This window comes from Emcibacter sp. (assembly GCF_963675455.1).
Lineage (GTDB): Bacteria > Pseudomonadota > Alphaproteobacteria > Sphingomonadales > Emcibacteraceae > Emcibacter.
In genome coordinates, this window is record NZ_OY776217.1 from 3,353,465 (window position 1) to 3,373,186 (window position 19,722).

22 protein-coding genes are annotated in these 19,722 nt (G+C 53.3%); 12 read left to right on the forward strand and 10 right to left on the reverse strand.

All coding sequences use genetic code 11. The annotated features are described in order from the left end of the window. Together ACORNT_RS15685 and ACORNT_RS15690 are read right to left on the reverse strand one after the other, a co-directional pair. Positions 1-507 carry a YbjN domain-containing protein gene (locus ACORNT_RS15685; protein ID WP_321392945.1) on the reverse strand — a complete coding sequence of 169 codons (507 nt, stop codon included), beginning with the start codon at positions 505-507 and terminating at the stop codon, positions 1-3. After that, the gene (locus tag ACORNT_RS15690) at positions 504-791 is read right to left on the reverse strand and encodes an accessory factor UbiK family protein (RefSeq protein WP_321392948.1); all 288 of its coding nucleotides are present in this window, start codon (positions 789-791) and stop codon (positions 504-506) included. Before ACORNT_RS15690 ends, ACORNT_RS15685 begins: the two co-directional genes overlap by 4 nt. A 134-nt stretch (positions 792-925) precedes the next feature. Between ACORNT_RS15690 and lgt the strand changes: the two genes are divergently transcribed. Genes lgt through pgeF form a run of 3 tightly spaced genes read left to right on the forward strand, consistent with a single transcriptional unit; the run spans position 926 to position 3,637 of the window. Beyond that, positions 926-1,747 (forward strand): prolipoprotein diacylglyceryl transferase, encoded by an 822-nt coding sequence (lgt, locus tag ACORNT_RS15695; protein ID WP_321392950.1) that lies wholly within the window; start codon positions 926-928, stop codon positions 1,745-1,747. 17 nt (positions 1,748-1,764) lie between these two features. Continuing rightward, positions 1,765-2,859 carry a class I SAM-dependent methyltransferase gene (locus tag ACORNT_RS15700; RefSeq protein ID WP_321392953.1) on the forward strand — a complete coding sequence of 365 codons (1,095 nt, stop codon included), beginning with the start codon at positions 1,765-1,767 and terminating at the stop codon, positions 2,857-2,859. Position 2,860: 1 nt separating this feature from the next. Then, complete coding sequence (pgeF, locus tag ACORNT_RS15705; protein WP_321392956.1) at positions 2,861-3,637, forward strand: peptidoglycan editing factor PgeF; 777 nt, start codon at positions 2,861-2,863, stop codon at positions 3,635-3,637. A 48-nt stretch (positions 3,638-3,685) separates the two neighbouring features. Here the strand turns inward: pgeF and ACORNT_RS15710 are convergent, their stop codons facing one another. Further along, positions 3,686-4,501: a spondin domain-containing protein gene (locus ACORNT_RS15710; RefSeq protein ID WP_321392960.1), complete on the reverse strand. Its 816-nt coding sequence runs from the start codon at positions 4,499-4,501 to the stop codon at positions 3,686-3,688. A 452-nt stretch (positions 4,502-4,953) separates the two neighbouring features. Between ACORNT_RS15710 and ACORNT_RS15715 the strand changes: the two genes are divergently transcribed. The 4 genes from ACORNT_RS15715 to ychF all read left to right on the forward strand — a co-directional run bounded on the left by ACORNT_RS15715 (position 4,954) and on the right by ychF (position 8,487). Continuing rightward, positions 4,954-5,886 (forward strand): ribose-phosphate pyrophosphokinase, encoded by a 933-nt coding sequence (locus ACORNT_RS15715; RefSeq protein ID WP_321392962.1) that lies wholly within the window; start codon positions 4,954-4,956, stop codon positions 5,884-5,886. A 175-nt stretch (positions 5,887-6,061) separates the two neighbouring features. Beyond that, positions 6,062-6,703 (forward strand): 50S ribosomal protein L25/general stress protein Ctc, encoded by a 642-nt coding sequence (locus tag ACORNT_RS15720; protein WP_321392965.1) that lies wholly within the window; start codon positions 6,062-6,064, stop codon positions 6,701-6,703. Between the two features lie 27 nt (positions 6,704-6,730). Beyond that, positions 6,731-7,363, forward strand: a complete 633-nt coding sequence (pth, locus tag ACORNT_RS15725) for an aminoacyl-tRNA hydrolase (protein ID WP_321392968.1) — start codon at positions 6,731-6,733, stop codon at positions 7,361-7,363. 20 nt (positions 7,364-7,383) lie between these two features. After that, on the forward strand, positions 7,384-8,487 hold the full coding sequence (ychF, locus tag ACORNT_RS15730; protein WP_321392971.1) for a redox-regulated ATPase YchF: 1,104 nt from the start codon (positions 7,384-7,386) through the stop codon (positions 8,485-8,487). A gap of 18 nt (positions 8,488-8,505) precedes the next feature. On the opposite strand, the gene ACORNT_RS15735 is transcribed toward ychF, so the two are convergent. Next, entirely contained in the window at positions 8,506-9,723 is a 1,218-nt protein-coding gene (locus ACORNT_RS15735) for a multidrug effflux MFS transporter (RefSeq protein WP_321392974.1), read from the reverse strand. A 193-nt stretch (positions 9,724-9,916) separates the two neighbouring features. Between ACORNT_RS15735 and ACORNT_RS15740 the strand changes: the two genes are divergently transcribed. Next, positions 9,917-10,405, forward strand: a complete 489-nt coding sequence (locus tag ACORNT_RS15740; RefSeq protein WP_321392977.1) for a MaoC family dehydratase — start codon at positions 9,917-9,919, stop codon at positions 10,403-10,405. 87 nt (positions 10,406-10,492) lie between these two features. Here ACORNT_RS15740 and ACORNT_RS15745 read toward each other — a convergent pair whose 3' ends face one another. After that, complete coding sequence (locus ACORNT_RS15745; RefSeq protein WP_321392979.1) at positions 10,493-11,182, reverse strand: class I SAM-dependent methyltransferase; 690 nt, start codon at positions 11,180-11,182, stop codon at positions 10,493-10,495. A 367-nt stretch (positions 11,183-11,549) separates the two neighbouring features. Here ACORNT_RS15745 and ACORNT_RS15750 point away from each other — a divergent pair, with 367 nt between their 5' ends. Continuing rightward, entirely contained in the window at positions 11,550-12,701 is a 1,152-nt protein-coding gene (locus tag ACORNT_RS15750; protein WP_321392982.1) for a choice-of-anchor F family protein, read from the forward strand. A 66-nt stretch (positions 12,702-12,767) separates the two neighbouring features. Here ACORNT_RS15750 and ACORNT_RS15755 read toward each other — a convergent pair whose 3' ends face one another. The 5 genes from ACORNT_RS15755 to petA form a co-directional block, all read right to left on the reverse strand. Beyond that, positions 12,768-13,298 carry an adenine phosphoribosyltransferase gene (locus ACORNT_RS15755; RefSeq protein ID WP_321392984.1) on the reverse strand — a complete coding sequence of 177 codons (531 nt, stop codon included), beginning with the start codon at positions 13,296-13,298 and terminating at the stop codon, positions 12,768-12,770. After that, on the reverse strand, positions 13,295-14,185 hold the full coding sequence (locus tag ACORNT_RS15760; RefSeq protein ID WP_321392986.1) for an S-methyl-5'-thioadenosine phosphorylase: 891 nt from the start codon (positions 14,183-14,185) through the stop codon (positions 13,295-13,297). The genes ACORNT_RS15755 and ACORNT_RS15760 overlap by 4 nt, the downstream gene beginning before the upstream one ends. Before the next feature lie 95 nt (positions 14,186-14,280). Beyond that, positions 14,281-15,111, reverse strand: coding sequence for a cytochrome c1 (locus ACORNT_RS15765; RefSeq protein WP_321392989.1), 831 nt, complete (start codon positions 15,109-15,111; stop codon positions 14,281-14,283). 5 nt (positions 15,112-15,116) lie between these two features. Beyond that, positions 15,117-16,388, reverse strand: coding sequence for a cytochrome b (locus ACORNT_RS15770; RefSeq protein ID WP_321392992.1), 1,272 nt, complete (start codon positions 16,386-16,388; stop codon positions 15,117-15,119). 10 nt (positions 16,389-16,398) lie between these two features. Further along, positions 16,399-16,929: a ubiquinol-cytochrome c reductase iron-sulfur subunit gene (petA, locus tag ACORNT_RS15775; RefSeq protein WP_321392994.1), complete on the reverse strand. Its 531-nt coding sequence runs from the start codon at positions 16,927-16,929 to the stop codon at positions 16,399-16,401. 325 nt (positions 16,930-17,254) lie between these two features. Here petA and ACORNT_RS15780 point away from each other — a divergent pair, with 325 nt between their 5' ends. Genes ACORNT_RS15780 through ACORNT_RS15790 form a run of 3 tightly spaced genes read left to right on the forward strand, consistent with a single transcriptional unit; the run spans position 17,255 to position 19,503 of the window. Continuing rightward, positions 17,255-17,734, forward strand: a complete 480-nt coding sequence (locus tag ACORNT_RS15780; protein WP_321392997.1) for a tRNA (cytidine(34)-2'-O)-methyltransferase — start codon at positions 17,255-17,257, stop codon at positions 17,732-17,734. Positions 17,735-17,737: 3 nt separating this feature from the next. Continuing rightward, on the forward strand, positions 17,738-18,610 hold the full coding sequence (gene hemF / locus ACORNT_RS15785) for an oxygen-dependent coproporphyrinogen oxidase (RefSeq protein ID WP_321392999.1): 873 nt from the start codon (positions 17,738-17,740) through the stop codon (positions 18,608-18,610). Between the two features lie 17 nt (positions 18,611-18,627). Further along, on the forward strand, positions 18,628-19,503 hold the full coding sequence (locus ACORNT_RS15790; RefSeq protein WP_321393001.1) for a DUF7379 domain-containing protein: 876 nt from the start codon (positions 18,628-18,630) through the stop codon (positions 19,501-19,503). Positions 19,504-19,722: the final 219 nt, after the last annotated feature.

Genomic DNA, 19,722 nt, shown 5'->3' on the forward strand with positions numbered 1-19,722 from the left:
TCAGGCCCGTCCGACGGTTTCCAGAAGCGCCGCTTCCAGAGCCTCCTTCGGGCTTTTTCCGGCCCAGAGAACAAACTGGAACACCGGATAATAACGGTTACATTCACCAAGAATGACCTGGGTTATCTGTTCGCAGGCGTGCAGGGTGTCCTGCAGGCTGTCAGACAGGATCTGCGTATTGCGGAACATCACCGTGTTGTCTTCGGTCCAGATGCTGAAATGGCCTAGCACAAGCCGTTCATTGATCAGGTTCATGACTTCCAGCACGCTCGCACGTTTATTGTCCGGCACCCGCATGTCCAGCATGCCGGCAGACTGCAGCATATTTTCTTCCATCAGCCAGAAAAAACGGATGTGAAAATCACACCATTCGCCTGTGACCGCCACAGTGATTTCCTCATCACCGGCGCGTTCATAGGGCCATTCATTCTGATTGATAAGCATCTCAAGGATATCCAGCGGATTTCCGCCGGTTTCATCCAGGCCATCCAAAACAAGGGACGTCATTTCTTTTTCTCTGATTTTGCGATTTTTTCTTCGAGCGCCGCGACTTTCCGGGCAAGCTCTTCATTCTGGCTGCGGGCTTCAGTGGCCAGTTCACGCACCACCTCGAACTCCTCGCGGGTCACAAGATCCATGTCCATCAGGACAGTTTCAAGTCGCTGCTTGACCAGATTTTCCACTTCCTGTTTCATGCCGTGCAGGGTTCCTGCAGCACTCTGTCCAAGCCTTGCCAGATCATCAAAAAATTTGTTGTCGGTCTGCACCGGATCGGTTTCCTGTCTGTTCATATTCATTGACCTCAATATGGACAATCCCCGCTGTCTTGCCAAGAAGAATCCAATAGCTGTCGCTTGACTTCCCGTCAAAGGCCGTCATGATAGCCTGCAAATGACTGTAAAACAGCGACGTCCGGCACATTTTCATGATCGAAATTCTCTTGTCCACCGCCCTGACCTACCCCGATATCGACCCCATTCTGGTTGAATTCGGTCCCATAGCGATTCGCTGGTACAGCCTTGCCTATCTCGCGGGCTGGATTCTCGGATGGGCCTATATGCTGAAGCTGATCAAGGCCAAGGGCGCGCCCTGCAACAAACAGCATGTGGCCGATTTTGCCTTCTGGGCCATGGTCGGCACCATCGTCGGGGGGCGGCTTGGATATGTGCTGTTTTATAATCTGCCCTTTTACCTGTCCAATCCGGCAAAAATCCTTGCCCTGTGGGATGGTGGCATGTCATTTCATGGCGGCTTTCTGGGTGTGGCGCTGGGCACCTGGTATTTCTGTCACTCTACAAAGGTTCCCTTCCTAAGATTTGCAGATATTGTTGCCTGCGTGGCGCCCATCGGCCTGTTCCTGGGCCGGATCGCCAACTTTATCAACGGCGAACTATACGGCCGGGTGACCAATAGCCCGATCGGCATGGTGTTCCCGAACGGCGGCCCCCTGCCCCGCCATCCGAGTCAGCTTTACGAAGCAACACTGGAAGGCATCGTCCTGTTCCTGTTGCTGTCGTTCCTGTATTATTTCACCAACGCACGGCAGAAACCCGGACTTATCGCCGGATGTTTCCTGATCGGTTATTCTGCCAGCAGAACCATCGTGGAAAATTTCCGCCAGCCGGATGCGCACCTGAATTTCATATGGGGCACCGATTTTCTGACAATGGGACAATTGCTGTCTGTGCCCATGGTTCTGGTTGGCCTCTATCTGATTTTTCGCCCGCGGAAGAAACCCCTCCTGTAGGTTTCAGGAACTCTCTGATGAATGACTTAAAACAGCATCTGATCAAACTGATCGACCTGCAGGGGCCCATCCCCCTTTCCCTTTACATGGCAGAGGCCCTGGGTAACCCGGAACACGGATACTACATGAAACAGGACCCTTTCGGGTCACAGGGAGACTTTACCACTGCCCCGGAAATCAGCCAGATGTTCGGGGAAGTCATCGGCCTGTGGATGGCCCAGAACTGGCTGAATATGGGGTCACCCGCCAAGGTGCATCTGGTCGAGGTGGGCCCCGGCCGGGGAACGTTGATGGCAGATATGCTGCGGGCCATGAAAATCATCCCCGGACTGATGGACAGCCTGACCCTGCATCTGGTGGAAATGTCCCCGGCGTTAAGGAAAATTCAGGCCGAAAAAATAAGCCCCTTCATTGAACCCCAATGGCATGACCGCCTGGGTGATGTTCTGGATGACGCCCGCGATGGCCCGCTGCTTCTTGTTGCCAATGAATTCTTTGACGCCCTGCCAATCCGCCAGTTTCAAAAAACCGACAAAGGCTGGCACGAACGGCTGGTGGGACTTGATAACAAGAAAACCAGCCTGCAGTTTGTCCTCAGTCCGGAACCGGTCATGACACCGGACCTTGTTCCAGAGGCATTGATCAGGGCTGAAAACGGCTCGATCGCCGAAGTCTGCAGTCCGGCAGAAAATATCGTCCGCGACCTTGCTGAACATCTCAAAGACCATGGCGGCGCGGCTTTGTTCATTGATTACGGACATGACCGGCACGGCACCGGCGATACGTTTCAGGCCCTGCAGAACCACGAGTTTATCAATGTGTTCGACAGTCCGGGGGATGCCGACCTGACCGCCCATGTGAATTTCCAGCGCCTGAAGGAATGCGCGGAAGCGGCCGGCGGCAACGTCCAGGGACCAGTCACCCAGGGTGAATTCCTGACGGCCATCGGGATTGAACAACGGGCCCAGTCACTCCTTATAAAGGCGACAGAGGCCCAAAAGATCGATATCATGTCAGCCCTGAAACGACTGGTATCACCCGAACAAATGGGGGATCTGTTCAAGGTGATGGCTGTGACAGACCCGGGATTACCCCAACCGGCAGGATTTTGAAATGACAGCAAAATATCTGACCAGTTCTCTTTTAGACGGCCTATCAGGCATCCGCCATGGTTTCTTTACCCGTTGCGGCGGCTGCTCCGAAGGCCTTTATGAGAGCCTCAACTGCGGCATAGGTTCCCGCGACCGGCGGGAACATGCCCTGGAAAACCGCAGGGCCTCCATGTTGGCGCTTGGCGCCGGTGATGCGGATTTATGCGGCGTCTACCAGATTCACAGCGCCGATGTGATCCGGCTGGAGGAACCCTGGGGCCCGGTTCCGCAACACAAGGCCGACGCCATTGTTACCCGGCAAAAGAATGTTGCCATTTCCATCCTGACCGCAGACTGCGCCCCGGTGCTGTTTGCTGACCCTGAAGCCGGTGTGATCGGCGCCGCCCATGCGGGCTGGCAGGGAGCCTTCGGCGGCATTCTGGAAAATACCGTCAGGGAAATGGAAGGACTGGGGGCCGAAAAAGCAAGAATTATTGCTACGGTCGGTCCTGCTATCGCCCAGTCATCCTATGAAGTTGGCCCTGAGTTCCGGGATCGTTTCCTGAGCGATGAAACGGCAAATGAAAACTGGTTCGGTCCTTCCGGGAAAGAAAATCATTTCCTGTTCGACCTCGACGGCTATGTGCGGCACCGGCTGGACAAAACCGGTATAAAACACACAGGCAGCCTCAACCGGGACACCTATAGCGAGGAAGAGCTGTTTTTCAGCTATCGCCGCACCACTCACAGACATGAAGAAGATTACGGGCGGCAGATTTCCATCATCATGCTGAGCTAAAAAAAGGCAGCCGGTCAGGGCTGCCTTTTCATTATATATCGACAGGGGTCAGGCCAGCTGACGGCGACGCCGGGAAATACCCATCATACCCAGAACAGCAAATCCCATCAGGGACAGCATGGCGGGTTCTGCCACCTCATTCACCGCCGTGATGGAAATCCGCGCCACTTCAAATCCGGCACTGAAATCACCGAGATAGTCCTCGATGAGCTCACCGTTGGCATTGAGGGTACCAACTACACTTGAGATCCCTTCATGGAAATGAACGAAGCCGTTTTCATCAGTATCTTCACCTCCAAGCGTGGTAAAGGCCGCACCGAAACCATCATTCACCTCGGTCCCGGAATCCCAGATCTGGTTGGAAAAGATTGTCAGCTCAACACCGACAAAATTCCCCTCTGCATCAAACAGGGAAATCGCATCTGCATTGGCAATAAACGCATCGTTGGAAGGTACCGCCATGGCCGCAAAACTGAAAAAACTGCTGGTGATGGCATCCAGGTCAAACATGGCGGAGACGGTTTCACCGGGATCAAAGATCGGCGCCCCCGGGAACCCGCCGGGTGACGTCAGGACTGTGTCAAAGGCCCCCATGTTAGCCCCGGCAGCAAAATCAGCTCTTAATCCTGTTGAATCACCGCGTTCTGCAATCGCCTCAATCGAGGTCGAGGCCGCTTCCCCATTGTTGAATGTATCGAAATTACCGTCGTGAAAGGCTACCCAAAGGGGCGAGAAATAGAGACCTCCCGCCGGCGTCAAGTTTGTAATTTCAAAATTTACGGTCGTCGCATTAGCTGGCAACCCGCCGGCCAGCCAACCTGCGGCAAGCGCCATGCAAAAAAGTTTTTTACCTGGTATCTTCATTTCCTAAATCTCCTCCTCAATTTCCAAAAGGGATAAACAAATTGCCACGGCGACAAAGACTGCCGCGACACTTGGAAGGATTGCGGAAAGCTGTCTCACAAGACATTCAATTTCCTGTGAGAAATCAGCATCTTTTTCCAAGGCGCCGGAACCGCCAGAAGGAAAAAATACGTAACCATCTGAATATTAACGGTTTATTAACCATGAACCTTATGCAGTCAAAGGTCCGGGCTTTTTGGGCGGGAAATTTCACTATTGTGTGAGCGATCGTTTGGCGGCGAAATATCAAAAAAATGCATCTGTTCTTTACACTATTGTGACTCCCTGTTAGCGTCCGCCCGATTTAAAAGACAGAGTCGCTTTTTAGGCCAACTGCCGTTATAAAAGATTCTCCGGTGAAACATTTATATGAAGTGTACAGTGTATCTTTCTAGAAAGAGGTATTTTCAAACATGAAGCTCTTGTCAGGAAACAGCAACCTCCAACTTTCCGAAGCCATTGCAGCCTGTCTCGACCTTGAGCTGGTCAAAGCGGATATCAAAAGATTTTCCGACGATGAAATCTGGGTTGAAATCAAGGAAAATGTGAGGGGTGAGGACGTCTTCCTGATCCAGCCGACCAATTTCCCGGCCAACGACAACCTGATGGAGCTTCTTGTCTGTATTGATGCCCTTCGCCGGGCGTCCGCACGACGTATTACCGCCGTCATCCCCTATTTCGGTTATGCCCGGCAGGACCGGAAACCTGGTCCCCGCACCCCGATATCCGCCAAGCTGGTGGCCAACCTTATTACCACTGCCGGCGCCGACCGGGTTCTGACCATGGACCTTCATGCCGGACAGATTCAGGGCTTCTTTGACATTCCCACGGACAACCTGTTTGCCTCTCCTGTTCTGATTCAGGACATGAAAGAAAAATATGATGCCGACAAGCTGATGATCGTCTCCCCCGACGTAGGCGGTGTGGTCCGTGCCCGCGCCTATGCCAACCGCCTGGACGTGCCGCTGGCCATCATCGATAAGCGCCGTGAAAAAGCCGGCGTCTCCGAAGTGATGAATGTGATCGGCGATGTGAACGGCTACAATTGTATCCTGGTCGATGACATTGTTGATTCAGCCGGTACCCTGTGCAATGCGGCCGGCGCCCTGAAAGCAAACGGTGCGACCGCTGTCAGCGCCTATGTGTCCCACGGCGTCCTGTCCGGCAAGGCGGTCGAACGTGTTACAAACAGCGACATGGACAGTCTGGTCATCACCGACAGCATCATGGCAACCGAGAATGTCAGAAATGCCCATAACATCCGCCAGATCACCATTGCTCCCCTGTTCGCGGAAGCCATCAAGCGTATCCACGAAGAGCTGTCTGTTTCCGTTCTGTTCAACTAGTAACAGAATATTGCTTCCGGGCCGGCAAAGCCCGGCCCGACAGGCACAGCAAATATTGGCATTTATCCCATTTAATGATTGTCTTTTGACCTGTTACAGGTTAAAAGCGGCGACTTACGGACCGTGGCACCCCTGGAGGCCATGGCCGAGTTACTATTTTTAAGGAGAATTCATTATGGCAAACCCAGTAATTAAAGCTGAGTTGCGCGAAAAAGCGGGTAAGGGGTCCTCTCGCGCTCTGCGGAGAGAAGACAAAATTCCCGCCGTTATTTACGGCAACAAGAAAGACCCGGTTACTGTAACAGTCAACCGTATTGAACTTGTAAAGCAGCTGAGCACCGGCGGCTTCATGAACACCAGCTTTGACATTGAAGTTGGCGGTAAAAAAGAGATGGTTCTGCCCCGCGACGTGCAGTTCCACCCGGTTACCGACTGGCCTATGCATGTTGACTTCCTGCGCCTGGCACAGGATTCCACAATCAACATCAATATTCCGGTTCACTTCCTTAATGAAGAAGAATGCCCGGGCCTTAAAGCCGGCGGTGTTCTGAACGTGGTGCGTCACGAAATAGAATTTTCCTGCCCTGCAAACGCCATCCCCGAAGCCATCGAGATCGATATTTCCGGGCTTGAGCTGAACGACAGCATTCATATCAGCTCTGTAACCCTTCCCAAAGGCGTTACACCGGTGATTGAAGACCGCGACTTCACCATTGCCACTATCGCAGCCCCGAGCGGCCTGAAAAGCGCTGAAGCCGAGGAAGCTGAAGAAGGTGAAGGCGAAGAAGAAACAGCTGAGGGCGAAGGCGAGGAATAAGCCTCTCCTTCCAAACAGGATCCAGCCATGTTGTTATTGGTCGGGCTCGGCAATCCGGGCAGCAAATACGACAACAACCGGCATAACATCGGGTTCATGGCGGCGGACAGCATTGCCCGCCGCCATAATTTTTCGGCGCCCCGCCAACGATTCCAGGCGGAAACATTCGAAGGACGCCTTGGCACTGAAAAGTGCCTGATCCTCAAACCGCAGACATTCATGAATCTGTCCGGTCAGGCGGTCGGGGAAGCCATGCGTTATTTCAAGCTGTCGCCGGAAGATATTGTTGTCTTTCATGACGAACTGGACATTCCGGCCGGAAAACTTAAATTCAAAACCAGTGGCGGACATGCCGGCCATAACGGCTTGCGAAGCATCGACCAGCATATCGGCAAGGACTATCACCGGGTTCGCATGGGCATCGGCCACCCGGGGGATAAAAACCAGGTGACCGGTCATGTGCTGGGTGATTTTTCAAAGGAAGACCAGGAATGGCTGAAGCCGGTCCTTGATGCAGTCGCCGAGGCGGCCCCCAAACTTGTCGACGGAGGCGCTGCCTTTCTCAATGCCGTGGGGTTAAAGCTCAAACCGCCAGCCCCGAAAAAGTCACCTGCCCCCAAAAAATCACCCGGCAGTGACAAATCAGATCAACAGAATTGAATCAGTAACAGGATAAAATCATGGGTTTCAAATGTGGTATTGTAGGTCTTCCCAATGTGGGCAAGTCAACATTGTTCAATGCGCTGACCAACACGGCCGCAGCGGCTGCCGCCAACTACCCCTTCTGTACCATCGAACCCAATGTCGGCCAGGTCCCTGTTCCCGATCCACGGCTTGCAAAACTGGCTGAAATCGCCGGATCAAAGGAAATCATCCCGACACAGTTGAGCTTTGTCGATATTGCCGGACTTGTCCGCGGCGCCTCAAAGGGCGAAGGACTGGGCAACCAGTTTCTCGCCAACATCCGGGAAGTGGACGCCATTATCCATGTGCTGCGCTGCTTTGAAGATGAAGACATTACCCATGTGGACGGCAAGGTCGATCCTATTGCCGACAAGGAAACTATCGAAACTGAACTGATGCTGGCCGACATGGAAAGCCTTGAAAAACGCAAAGACGGCCTTGTCCGCCGCCTCCGTGGCCAGGACAAAGAGGCCAAAGCGATCATGGTTATACTGGAGCGCGCCCTCGCCGTTCTGCAGGAAGGTCAGCCGGCCCGCACCACTGAAGTCAAGGACGAGGATGAGGCCAAAATCCTGCGGGAACTTCAGCTTCTGACCACCAAACCGGTGCTCTATGTCTGTAACGTCAACGAAGACGATGCTGCCGAAGGCAACGAGATGACCCGTAAAGTCGAGGAAATGGCTGCCTCGGAAGGCGCCGTGACCGTCAATATCTGCGCCTCACTCGAAGAGGAAATCGCCCAGCTTGATGACAAGGAAGAACAGAAAGCCTTCCTGGCGGATCTGGGCCTCGGGGAAACCGGTCTGGGCCGGGTCATCCGCGCCGGTTATGATCTATTGAACCTGATTACCTATTTCACCGTCGGCCCCAAGGAAGCCCGGGCCTGGACCATTACCCGCAACACCAAGGCCCCTCAGGCCGCCGGGGTCATTCATACAGACTTCGAACATGGCTTCATCCGGGCAGAAACCATCGCCTATGACGATTATATCGCCTGCAAGGGAGAAAATGGCGCCAAGGAAGCCGGTAAAATGCGTCTGGAAGGCAAGGAATATATCGTGCAGGACGGCGACGTCATGCATTTCCGCTTCAACACCTGATACGGGATTCCATGCCTGTCAGCTGCTTTCCCTCCGGCGGATCGGAAGCTTGAGATACAGTCCGCCTGCCAGGAAGAAATAGGCGGAAAGGGAAATTACCGCGCCGGTCGACATGACCAGGGACATGGGCACAAGAGTGCCGTCGTTCAATATTCCGGCCAGGGCGCCGAGTCCCGCGCCGATAAAATACTGCATGGTGCCCAGCACCCCGCTTGCGGTACCGCTTTTTTCCGGAAAGAAGGACATGAAGCAGCTCATGCAGTTGGACCCTGTCAGGCCCATGGATCCCACTCCCATGATCATGATTCCAAAAACATAGTTCATCTGAAGCTGATCGGCCAGAGCCAGGATCACAAAAAGGATCATTGCGGCACCCTGAATGGTCAGGCCGATCCCCATAATCCGGTGCGGAGACCAGAAATTCAGAAATATAGGATTCATCCGGTTAAACACCATGGCCATAATCATATTTGCCCCGAAATATACGGGAAACATGGATTCCGAAACCTGAAAGTAGCTGATGTAGAGGAACGAGGAGCCAGTCAGGAAAACAAACATCAGCCCCGTGCTAAAAGACTGGGCGATGACATACCCTACCGCCTGGCGATGCCTGAAAATATGCAGATAGTCCAGCAACACGCCTTTTATGGTCAGGGGGGAGACCGGTTTGTGGACACGTTCCGGAAGGCGGGGCATCACAAACAGAAGAATAAACAGAGCATAAAGAGCGATGGCAAAAAAGATCCACTGCCAGCTTAAAAAACTCAGAATGAGGGCTCCCATGCTCGGCGCCACAAGGGGAGCAATCCCCATGATCAGGCCAACCAGAGCGAAAACCCGGGCCGCTTCCTTTCCTTCAAAGCGGTCGCGGACAATGGCCGGGCCGACCACAGTGACGAATCCTCCGCCGATGGCCTGAATGAACCGAGCCCCTATGATAAGATCGGCAGACGGCAGAAAGGGTATGCCTGCGCAACAAATCAGAAAGACACAAATTCCGGTCCTGATCAGCCGGCGACGCCCGAAATGGTCGGAAAGCGGGCCGCCGAGGATCAACCCGACCCCTAGACCCAGGAGATAACTGCTGATCGAGGTCTCCATGAAACTGACCTTTACCCCGAACAATTCAGCCATGGTCGGAATGGCCGGAATGTAGGCATCCGTCGCCATCGGCGACAGAGCCACAAGAATGGCCAGCAGAACCGATAATTTTCGGGCATAGGTCTTATCTGTCATGGGGTTTCCCGCACCTGGTTTTTGTGGCTGCTACTTTATGAAACCTGTCTATATATACAAGTTAATTATCAACTTAATACTAGTATGCATTACAAACAATATACAAGTTAATTATATAGCTGGTTCATATTGATTCATTCCCGCACACCTGCTAGTTTCCCGGAGCCACAGCCTTAGGGAAGGAACAACAAACATGACCCTCTTTACGCTTGAGGATTTCCAGGTCGGTCAAACTGACGAATTTGGTGATTACCTGATCACCAGGGAAGAAATTCTGGAATTTGCCGGAAAATATGATCCGCAACCTTTCCACACCGATGAGGATTACGCCCAAAAAATGCATTTCGGTGCATTAATCGCCAGCGGCTGGATGACCTGTTCTGTCATGATGCGTATGTTCTGTGATCACTTCCTCAACAATTCCGCTGGGGCCGGCGCGCCGGGTGTGGATGAACTGCGCTGGAAGAAACCGGTCTTTGCCGGTGACCATCTGCGCTGCAGGACCGAAGTCCTCGAAGTTATTCCGTCAAAAAGCAGGCCCTACCTGGGCACCGTCAAAACAAAAGTTGAGGTCCTTAATCAAAAGGACGAGATTGTCCTGAGCCTGATCACCATCGCCATGTTCCTGAACAGGGAAGCGGCCGAGCAAATGCAGGGTGACGGCCTCACTCCCCTCGCCTGAGCCCCTGACTTGAGTCGCCGGTCAGCAGACCTTCCCGACCCGGATTTTTAACGGCCAGGACACCTTCCTTGTTTGTGCCGGGTCGCCCTAGGCCGCCAGAATGCGGTTCTCGACCAGCTGCAGCGGATCATGCCCCAAGGCATCCTTGTAACGGGCGACGGCCGACCAGGACCCGAAATAGCCCATCAGCTGTTCGAAGTTCCATTGCACCGACATAGCAAGATCAGGCACCTGCAGGGCTTCAAAGGGAAAGGCCAGATCTTTATAACCCTTTTCCACATGCGCCCGCTCCGGTGGCCAGTAGGATCCGATAAGGCCGTTATAAAGTTCCCCTATCGTCTCGTCTATTTCCGGGCTTACGGAGGTCACGGCATAGCTCCAGACAGCGATATGACCGCCCGGTTTTACCACACGCCTCACCTCTCGGTAGAATGCCTCCAGGTCAAACCAGTGCAGGGCCTGGGCGACCGTTACCAGATCGGCGGAATGGTCTGCCAAAGGACTCTGATGCGCCAGCGCGACCTGGAAGGTGACATTATCCGGACCGCGGGCATTGTCAATCTGGCGGCGGCTGCCATCGGTGGCCATCACCTGGTCAAAATAGTGCGCCAGGGACCGGCTCGCCTGACCGGTGCCGCAGGCGCAGTCCCAGACGAGATCCCTTCCCGGTCCCAGCGACGCCAGATATTCAAATAGCTTCTCGGGGTATTCCGGTCGGAACTTTCCGTAACTGTCGGACTGGGTCGAAAAATGATCTTTGAAACTGCTGCCTGTCATTTTGGGTATATGTCTCAAGAGTTACTTTTTTATCTTTCTTCCGGAAAGGAGGTGAATGAATTAAAGGGAGTTTATAGCATCCCTTTCCGTAAGACAAACAACCGCTCCAGCAGAAATAATCCCCGCAGCTTCAAAATATTTTATGGTTAATGAGTAATTGATTTTATTAACCATATTTTTTTACCAGGGTGATAATAATTATCACAATATTTAAGTGTAAAATAATCCAGACTGAGTGTAAGGCATTCTTTACAGTTACGTTTTTTGATAACTATCTAACCCCTTGAGAATTCAGAATATATAATTTGGCATATTTCTTGCGTCTTATGGATTGATCATTATCGGTCGTGTAAGAGGAGAAAAGTCTATGAAAGCAAATTTATTAGTCTGTGCCGCTACAGCGTTAACCACTCTTTCGGGTGCGACCGCGTTTGCCGGCACAATCACCGAATGGAATACAGACAATGTCACTGTTCCTGCAGGTCCCTATGTAGATGATGTCACATATTACAGCACCATCTATAATCAGGATGTGACTGGCGGTACAGCCGGTGCCAACACCAACGGCAGAATTGCCTTTACCCCGCCGGAAAGCACAGGTCCGGGTATTACTGTTATTAATGATGAGCCGTTCCCCGGTTCTGGAAATGCTATTCCGGATTGTATCATCGCCACCGGTGGCGAATGCCAGGGACCGTTCCAGAGCGGCAAACGTTTCAAGCTGCAGATCACCGATTCAGGCGCCATTGATCTGGTCTTCAACGTAAGCGAAGACGATGAAGTCAACAGCTACCGCGTCTATGAGAAGATCATCAACGCGACCGGCGGTCGCCTGGATGGTTTTGACATCGAACTGGGTTTTGGCCTCGGTGATGGCTTTGTTCAGTCCACAGCGGGTGACGGCCTTGGTTTCGACCTGTCCGAAGGTTCAAAAGCCAACTTCCCCTTCGGCCTGTTCGGCGATGCCAGCACCAACCAGAATCATGACCTGGACGGTTTCTTTGACACCACAGCCCGTGCCGGTTTCCTGACCAACCTGTCAGAAGACAGCCTGAGTTCAGACGGCCTGTTCGGAATCTATGAAGAAATGTTCGGTCCCTGGATCGCACTGTCCATGATTCCGGAAGGGTACTTCTGGGATCATGACGGTGACCCGGAAACAGACGCCATCCTGATGGCCTGGCTCAATGCCGACGGTGAATGGGAAATGCGTCGGGAAGAAGACGGAAGCGAACCGTCCCCGATCGCACCGACAATCGTCACAGAACAGGACCTGATCGACGCTGGTTATCTGCTGGGTGAAATTGAAGATCTGGCGAACCTCAACGTGGATTATTATGTGTCTATCGGAGATATCTCAAGCTGGCTGACATATGAACAGGGACAGGCTTCCCCGTTCGGGACTGCAAGTTTCACACTTCGTCTGATTGCCAACGAAGTTGCCGAACCGGCTGCGCTTGGCCTGCTGGGTCTGGGTCTTGGCGGCCTGCTGCTGGCCCGCCGTCGCAAATCAGCATAATCCAAGTAACAGAGTAACCTTTAAACCGCTCCGGCATTGCCGGGGCGGTTTTTATTTTGACCGGATTTATTCGCCTTCGTAGGCCACCAGGCAATTTACGGGGCAGCCTTGCGCCCGGACTTTTTCAGCCCCGCCCAGATCCGGCAGGTCGATGACAAACAAACTGCCGACCACATCGGCCCCCACATCCCTGAGCAGCTCCAGTGTAGCCACGGCTGTACCGCCGGTAGCAATCAGGTCATCCACGATCATGACCCGGTCACCTGGTTCAACAGCGTCGATATGAACCTCCAGTGTATCGGTGCCATATTCCAGGTTATAATCCCGGCTGACGGTTTTCCAGGGCAGTTTGCCGGCCTTGCGCACCGGGACAAAACCCACCCCCAGATGATGGGCAAGCGCGCCACCGAAAATAAACCCCCGGGCCTCGATCCCGGCGATGCGGGTAATTTCCTTATCCCGGCAGTGATCCGTCATGTCATGGATCACCCGCTGCAGGGCCTTGCCGGTCTGGAAAAGGGTGGTTACATCCCGGAACTGGATGCCGGGTATGGGATGATCGGGAATGGTGCGAATATGATCCCTGATCCAGCTCATTTCACGTCCTCCCTGACAACCCGTGCAGTAATAGCGGATAGTTTGGCCAGCAGTTCCCGGTCCGTTTGCTCGGGTGCTGTCATAAAGGCCATGTCCAGGGCGTGATCGCAACCTTTTGAGCATGGATGCCTGGCATCGCTATGCGCCAGCAGGGGAGCAATCACCTTGACCAGTTGTTTTCCCTTATTCACATTTGCCGACAATACGTTAAGAATTTCCTGAATGTCCACGGTTCCATGTTCCGGGTGCCAGCTATCGTAATCGGTGACCATGACCACCGGGCAGTAGCATATCTCCGCCTCGCGGGCGAGCTTGGCCTCCGGCATATTGCTCATCCCGATCACATCACAGCCCCAGGCGCGATACATGTGGGATTCCGCGATGGTGGAAAATTGCGGTCCTTCCATGGCCAGATAGGTACCTCCCCGGTGATAACTGATCCCGGCCTCCTTCAGGGCCTTTTCCACAAGATCGGAAAGACTCTCGCAGGTCGGATGAGCCAGCGATACATGGGCCACCAGCCCCTCCCCGAAGAAGCTTTTTTCCCGGGCAAAGGTGCGGTCGATATATTGGTCGACGATAACAAAATCGCCAGGTTTCAGTTCCTCGCGGAAGGAACCTACGGCGCTGATGGACAGAATATCGGTCACCCCGGCCCGCTTCAGCGCGTCTATGTTGGCCCGGTAATTGATATCCGATGGGCTGTATTTATGGCCGCGACCATGCCGGGGCAGGAAAACCAGCTCCTGACCGGCCAGGGTACCGAACATCAACTCGTCAGAGGGCTCGCCAAAGGAACTCTCCACTGAAATCCAGCGGACGTCTTCCAGTCCCTTGAGGTCGTAAAGACCGCTGCCACCGATGATACCAAGTCTGGTTTTTGTCATTCTTTATTCCTCAGGCTTAACCGTTTTTCGCAGCATACAAAAAAGGGCCGCCCGAGGGCAGCCCTTTTATATTTTTCAGGTCGGATGAAACAGAATTACTTCTGCTCTTCTTCCTCGTCCAGTTTCGCCCAGACTGACTTGTTGGCAAAATACAGCAGGATGGTCAGAACAATCATGAAACCGATGACCCGCAGGCCGAGGGATTTACGTTCTTCCAGTTTCGGCTCGGAAGCCCAGTACAGGAAGGTGGCAATATCCTGTGCCATCTGCTCGGTCGTCGCCGGTGTACCGTCAGCATATTCCACCTGATCATCGGACAGCGGCGCTGCCATGGCAATCTGGTTACCGGCGAAGACGGTATTGTAGTTCAGACCGTCCATAACCGTAAAGCCTTCCGGTGCCTCGTGGTACCCGGTCAGCAGGGCGACGATGTAATCTTCACCGTAGATGCTGTTCCAGGGCGTAAAGAGAGACAGATGTTCACGGCTTTTGGCCAGAACGGAAAAGTCCGGCGGAAGTGCGCCGCCATTGGCGGCACGGGCTTCATTGTCATTGGCGAACGGAGACGGAAAATAGTCGGAAGGACGTCCGGCGCGGGTGAACATTTCACCATCGTCGTTAGGCCCGTCAACAACTTCAAAGTCCTTGGCAATCGCCTTGACTTCGTCTTCGTTATATCCAAAAGCTTCCAGTTCACGGAAGGCAACCATCTCCAGGGAGTGACAGGCCGCACAAACTTCCTTGTAAACCTGGAACCCACGCTGCAGGGCAGCTTTGTCATATTTGCCGAATGGACCGGAATGCGGCCATTCGTGCTTTTCAATATGAACTTCACCACCGCCAGCAGCATTGGCCATACCCGCGCCAACTGTCAGGGCTGAAACCGCAACAACAGCAAGGCTGATATTTTTGATAGACTTCAACATATCCCTTAGCCTTTCTTTGTGTCGAGAACAGCCTGCGCGATACTTGTCGGCAGGGGTTTGGTTTTTTCCGTACGGCTGACAAACGGGATCAGCAGCAGGAAATAAGCAAAGTAATAAGCGGTCGCGAACTGAGCGAATATCAGGGCACTGATTCCGGAGTCACCTACATGAAGAATAATATCATCAGGAGACTTCCCACCCAGATAGCCGAGGAAAACACCGTTTACCACAAACAGCCAGAAGAAGAACTTCGTCAGTGGCCGGAAAGTGGCAGACCGTACTTTTGCACCGTCGAGCCAAGGCAGGGCAAACAGGATCAGGATGGAGGCAAACATGGCCACAACACCCAGAAGTTTGTCCGGAATGGCGCGCAGGATTGCATAGAACGGCAGGTAATACCATTCGGGCACGATATGGGACGGGGTTACCATCGGATCTGCTTTGATATAGTTGTCCGGATGGCCGAGGATATTCGGCAGATAGAAGACAAAAATCGCAAAGAAGATGATGAAAACAGCCAGTCCCAGACCATCCTTGACCACATAATAGGGATAGAAGGGAATGCGGTCCTGTGGACCTTTCACTTCAATACCCAGCGGGTTGTTGGAACCCGGAATATGCAGTGCCCAGATATGCAGGATCACAACACCGGCAATCACGAACGGCAGCAGATAATGCAGGCTGAAGAAGCGGTTCAGGGTAGGGTTATCGACTGAGAAACCACCCCACAGGAAGTTCACAATCTGGTCACCGATGACAGGAATGAAGTCAAAGGCACTGAACAGGTTGGTAATAACCGTTGCGCCCCAGAAGCTCATCTGGCCCCAGGGAAGAACATATCCCATAAAGCCGGTCGCCATCATCAGCAGATAGATAATAATGCCGAGGAACCAGAGCACCTCACGCGGCGACTTGTAGGAGCCGTAATACATGCCGCGCAGAATATGCACGTAAACCACGACGAAGAACATCGAGGCGCCGTTGGCGTGGATATAACGGATCAGCCAGCCATAGTTCACATCACGCATGATATGTTCCACGCTGCGGAACGCCATATCCACATGCGGTGTATAATGCATGACCAGGACGATACCGGTCAGGATCTGCACCACCAGCATGAAGCCGGCCAGGGAACCGAAGTTCCACCAGTAGTTCAGGTTGCGCGGCTCATAACAGCCGGCGCCAACATAGCGATATACCGTATTCAGAATCGGCAGGCGGTCGTTAAACCATTTAACCCCGGGATTCTGGGGTTCAAAATCTTCTTTATAGGCCATTTACCCCTCCCTATCCGATTTTCACGGTTGTGTCATTGAGGAATACATATTCCGGAATCGGCAGGTTCAGCGGCGCCGGACCTTTGCGGATACGACCGGAAATGTCATAATGCGAGCCATGACAGGGGCAGAACCAACCCCCGAATTCGCCAGCCTGATCCAGCGGCACACAGCCGAGGTGGGTACAAACCCCGACCATGATCAGCCATTCGGGTTTCTGGACCCGGGCTTCATCAGTCTGCGGATCCCGCAGGTCGGCGTTGTCATCAGCTTCCGCTTCTGCGATCTCTGCTGCTGTACGGTGCCGGATAAATACCGGCTTACCGCGCCAGAGGACTTTCACGGTCTGCCCCTCGGGAATTGCGGACAGGTTAACTTCAGTGGATGCAAGTGCCAGCACATCGGCTGCCGGATTCATCTGGTCAATCAGTGGCCAGGCTGCCAGGGCAGCTCCTGTTACACTGACCGCACCACTTGCTACATAGAGAAAGTTACGCCGGGTAACTTCGCCTTCATGTTCATTGTGGTCTATAGTGGCCATTCAAAAACCCCTCGAATGCGTATACGCAGATTAATACTCAAGAAAAATCAATGTTTCATAGACGGGAAATGGAAACATAGTCCACCCTTAAAAACGATCAAACGCCGAACCCATCCAAAATAAACTCTGCGAGCACAGGTTTACTCAGAATAGGCACAAGATGCAACGACTTTTCACAGGTAAAAGGGAAGTTATTTCGCGCCCAAATGTTATTTTCGATAATAATTTCTGCAGCACGGGCGAATTTCCAGTCTCTTTCCCCTAATTGCAGAGCGGCATTTATTGAGTTATATCTGACGGCAAAACCAGGAACTTATGAAAACCAATGGTCCAGATTGCACTCTATCAACCGGACATTCCGCCCAATACAGGCACCATCATCCGCATGGCCGCCTGCCTTGATGTGACGGTCCATATTATTGAGCCCTGCGGCTTTCCCTTTGGTGAAAAATCCTTTCGCCGGGCCGGTATGGATTACCTGGACCAGAGCATGGTGATCCGGCACAAAAGCTGGGAAAAATTCCTGTCGGCGAAACCGGCCGAAAGCAGGTTGCTGCTGCTGACCACCAAAGGGGCGAGACCATATACAGACTGCGCCTTTGACGCTGACGATATCCTTCTTCTGGGCCGCGAAAGCGCCGGTGTACCCGACGATATTCACGCGCTTGCCGACGAACGGCTGCTGATCCCCATGACCCCGGAAACAAGATCGTTGAATGTGGCGGTTTCTGCGGCTATGGTGCTGGGAGAGGCCCTGCGCCAGACTAATCAATTTCCGCCTAATCAATTTCCCACAGGACAATAAAGAATGCCCCTTCTTGACGAAGCTCTTACCCATGAACGCCAGCAAAAAGCGAAAGACTGGTTTGAATCCCTGCGTGACCGGATCTGCGCCGCCTTTGAAAAACTGGAAGACGACCTGACAGGCACCTATGCGGACAGGGAACCGGGACGTTTCGCGCGCACCACCTGGCACCGGGAAGACGATCCGGAAAAAGGCACCGGGGTGATGTCGGTGATGAAAGGCCGGGTGTTTGAAAAAGTAGGCGTTAATGTCTCTACCGTACACGGGGAATTTGCGCCGGAATTCGCCAAATCCATGCCCGGGGCCGAGGATGACCCCCGCTTCTGGGCCAGCGGCATTTCGTTGGTCGCCCATATGCAGAATCCGCTGGTCCCGGCGGTACATATGAACACCCGCCATATCATCACCTCGCGAAGCTGGTTCGGCGGCGGGGCCGACCTGAATGCGGCGCTCCCCAACCCGACCGATACAGCCGACTTCCATGCGGCCTTCAAGGCTGCCTGCGACAAACATGATCCGGACTATTACGATAAATATAAAAAATGGTGTGACGAATATTTCTTTATCAAGCACCGCAACAGGGCCCGGGGCGAAGGCGGCATTTTCTATGACCAGTTGAACAGCGGCAATTGGGATAAGGACTTCGCCTTCACCCGGGATGTCGGGCTTGCCTTCCTGGACGTCTATCCGAAACTTGTCGCCCGGCATATGGATGAAAGCTGGACTGAAGAACAGCGCGAGAAACTGCTGGTCTATCGCGGCCATTACGCCGAATTCAACCTGGTTTACGATAGGGGCACCACCTTCGGCCTGAAAACCGGCGGCAATGTGGACGCGATCCTGATGTCCCTGCCCCCGGAAGCCAAATGGCCCTGATCCGGAAGTTTTAGACCATGCGCCCGAAAATTCCGGAACGTCCCTTTAACCTTCGGTTTCCGACAACCGGCGGAAAATATTTCTGGAAAGATCTGTATTATTGTGCCGGCTGGCGCATCCAGCAGCAGATCTGGACAGGGCACTGCCGACTGCTCGACGGGCGGGATGCCCGGCGCGCCTGGGGCTCCTATGAACATTGCCTGAGCCAATTCCGTCATTTTCGGAAAAAATACGACCTTAAATTCCGCTCTGACCATCTTGTGGTGCTGTTGCATGGCCTGGGTCGCCACAAAAACACCATGAAGAAACCGGCGAGTTTCCTGACTGAAAAAGGTTTTGACTGCTATCAGGTCAATTACCCCAGCACCTTCCAGTCGGTGAAGGATCATGCCGACCAGTTGGAAGAAACCCTGAACCTGCTCGAGGATATCATAACCGTCTCTTTCGTTGCCCACAGCCTGGGTGGCCTGGTGTGCCGGGAGCTGCTGTCCCGGGAGTCCGAGTGGCGCGACCGGATCAAGATCAACAAGCTGGTGATGATCGGCACCCCGAATCAAGGTGCCAAAATTGCCCGCTATCTTGATCCGCTGTGGCTGTTCCGGACCATCAGCGGTCCTTCCGGCCAGGATGTGCAACCGGGCAACGCCGCCCGCTTCGCCCTCCCCACCGTTCCCACCCTGGTGATCGCCGGCGGCCGGGCGACAAAAAGCGGCTTCAACCCCTTCCTGCAGGAAGACAATGACGGCATCGTCACGGTCGAGGAAACCAAGGTCGAGGGCATGACCAGATTTATCCGTATTCCCGCCATCCATACAATAATCATGGACCACCCCGATACCCTGAAGGCCATTTCCGAATTTCTGCAGCCATCTGACGATGCAACTGTAAAATAATCTGACACCGGGAATTTCAGGGATAATCCTGTAATCCAAGGAGGTTGGAACATAGTATTAATCCCTCTGTCAGTGACAACCTTCATAATCTGTTAACCATACTTTACACTTTTAAGGTTTGTTTATACCTGCACACATCCCGCATTTGTCGCAACCCGCTGTTCCCTCTCCCCTTCATGAATTGTGGTACAATTCTTGCTTGTATCACAGGACACTTTC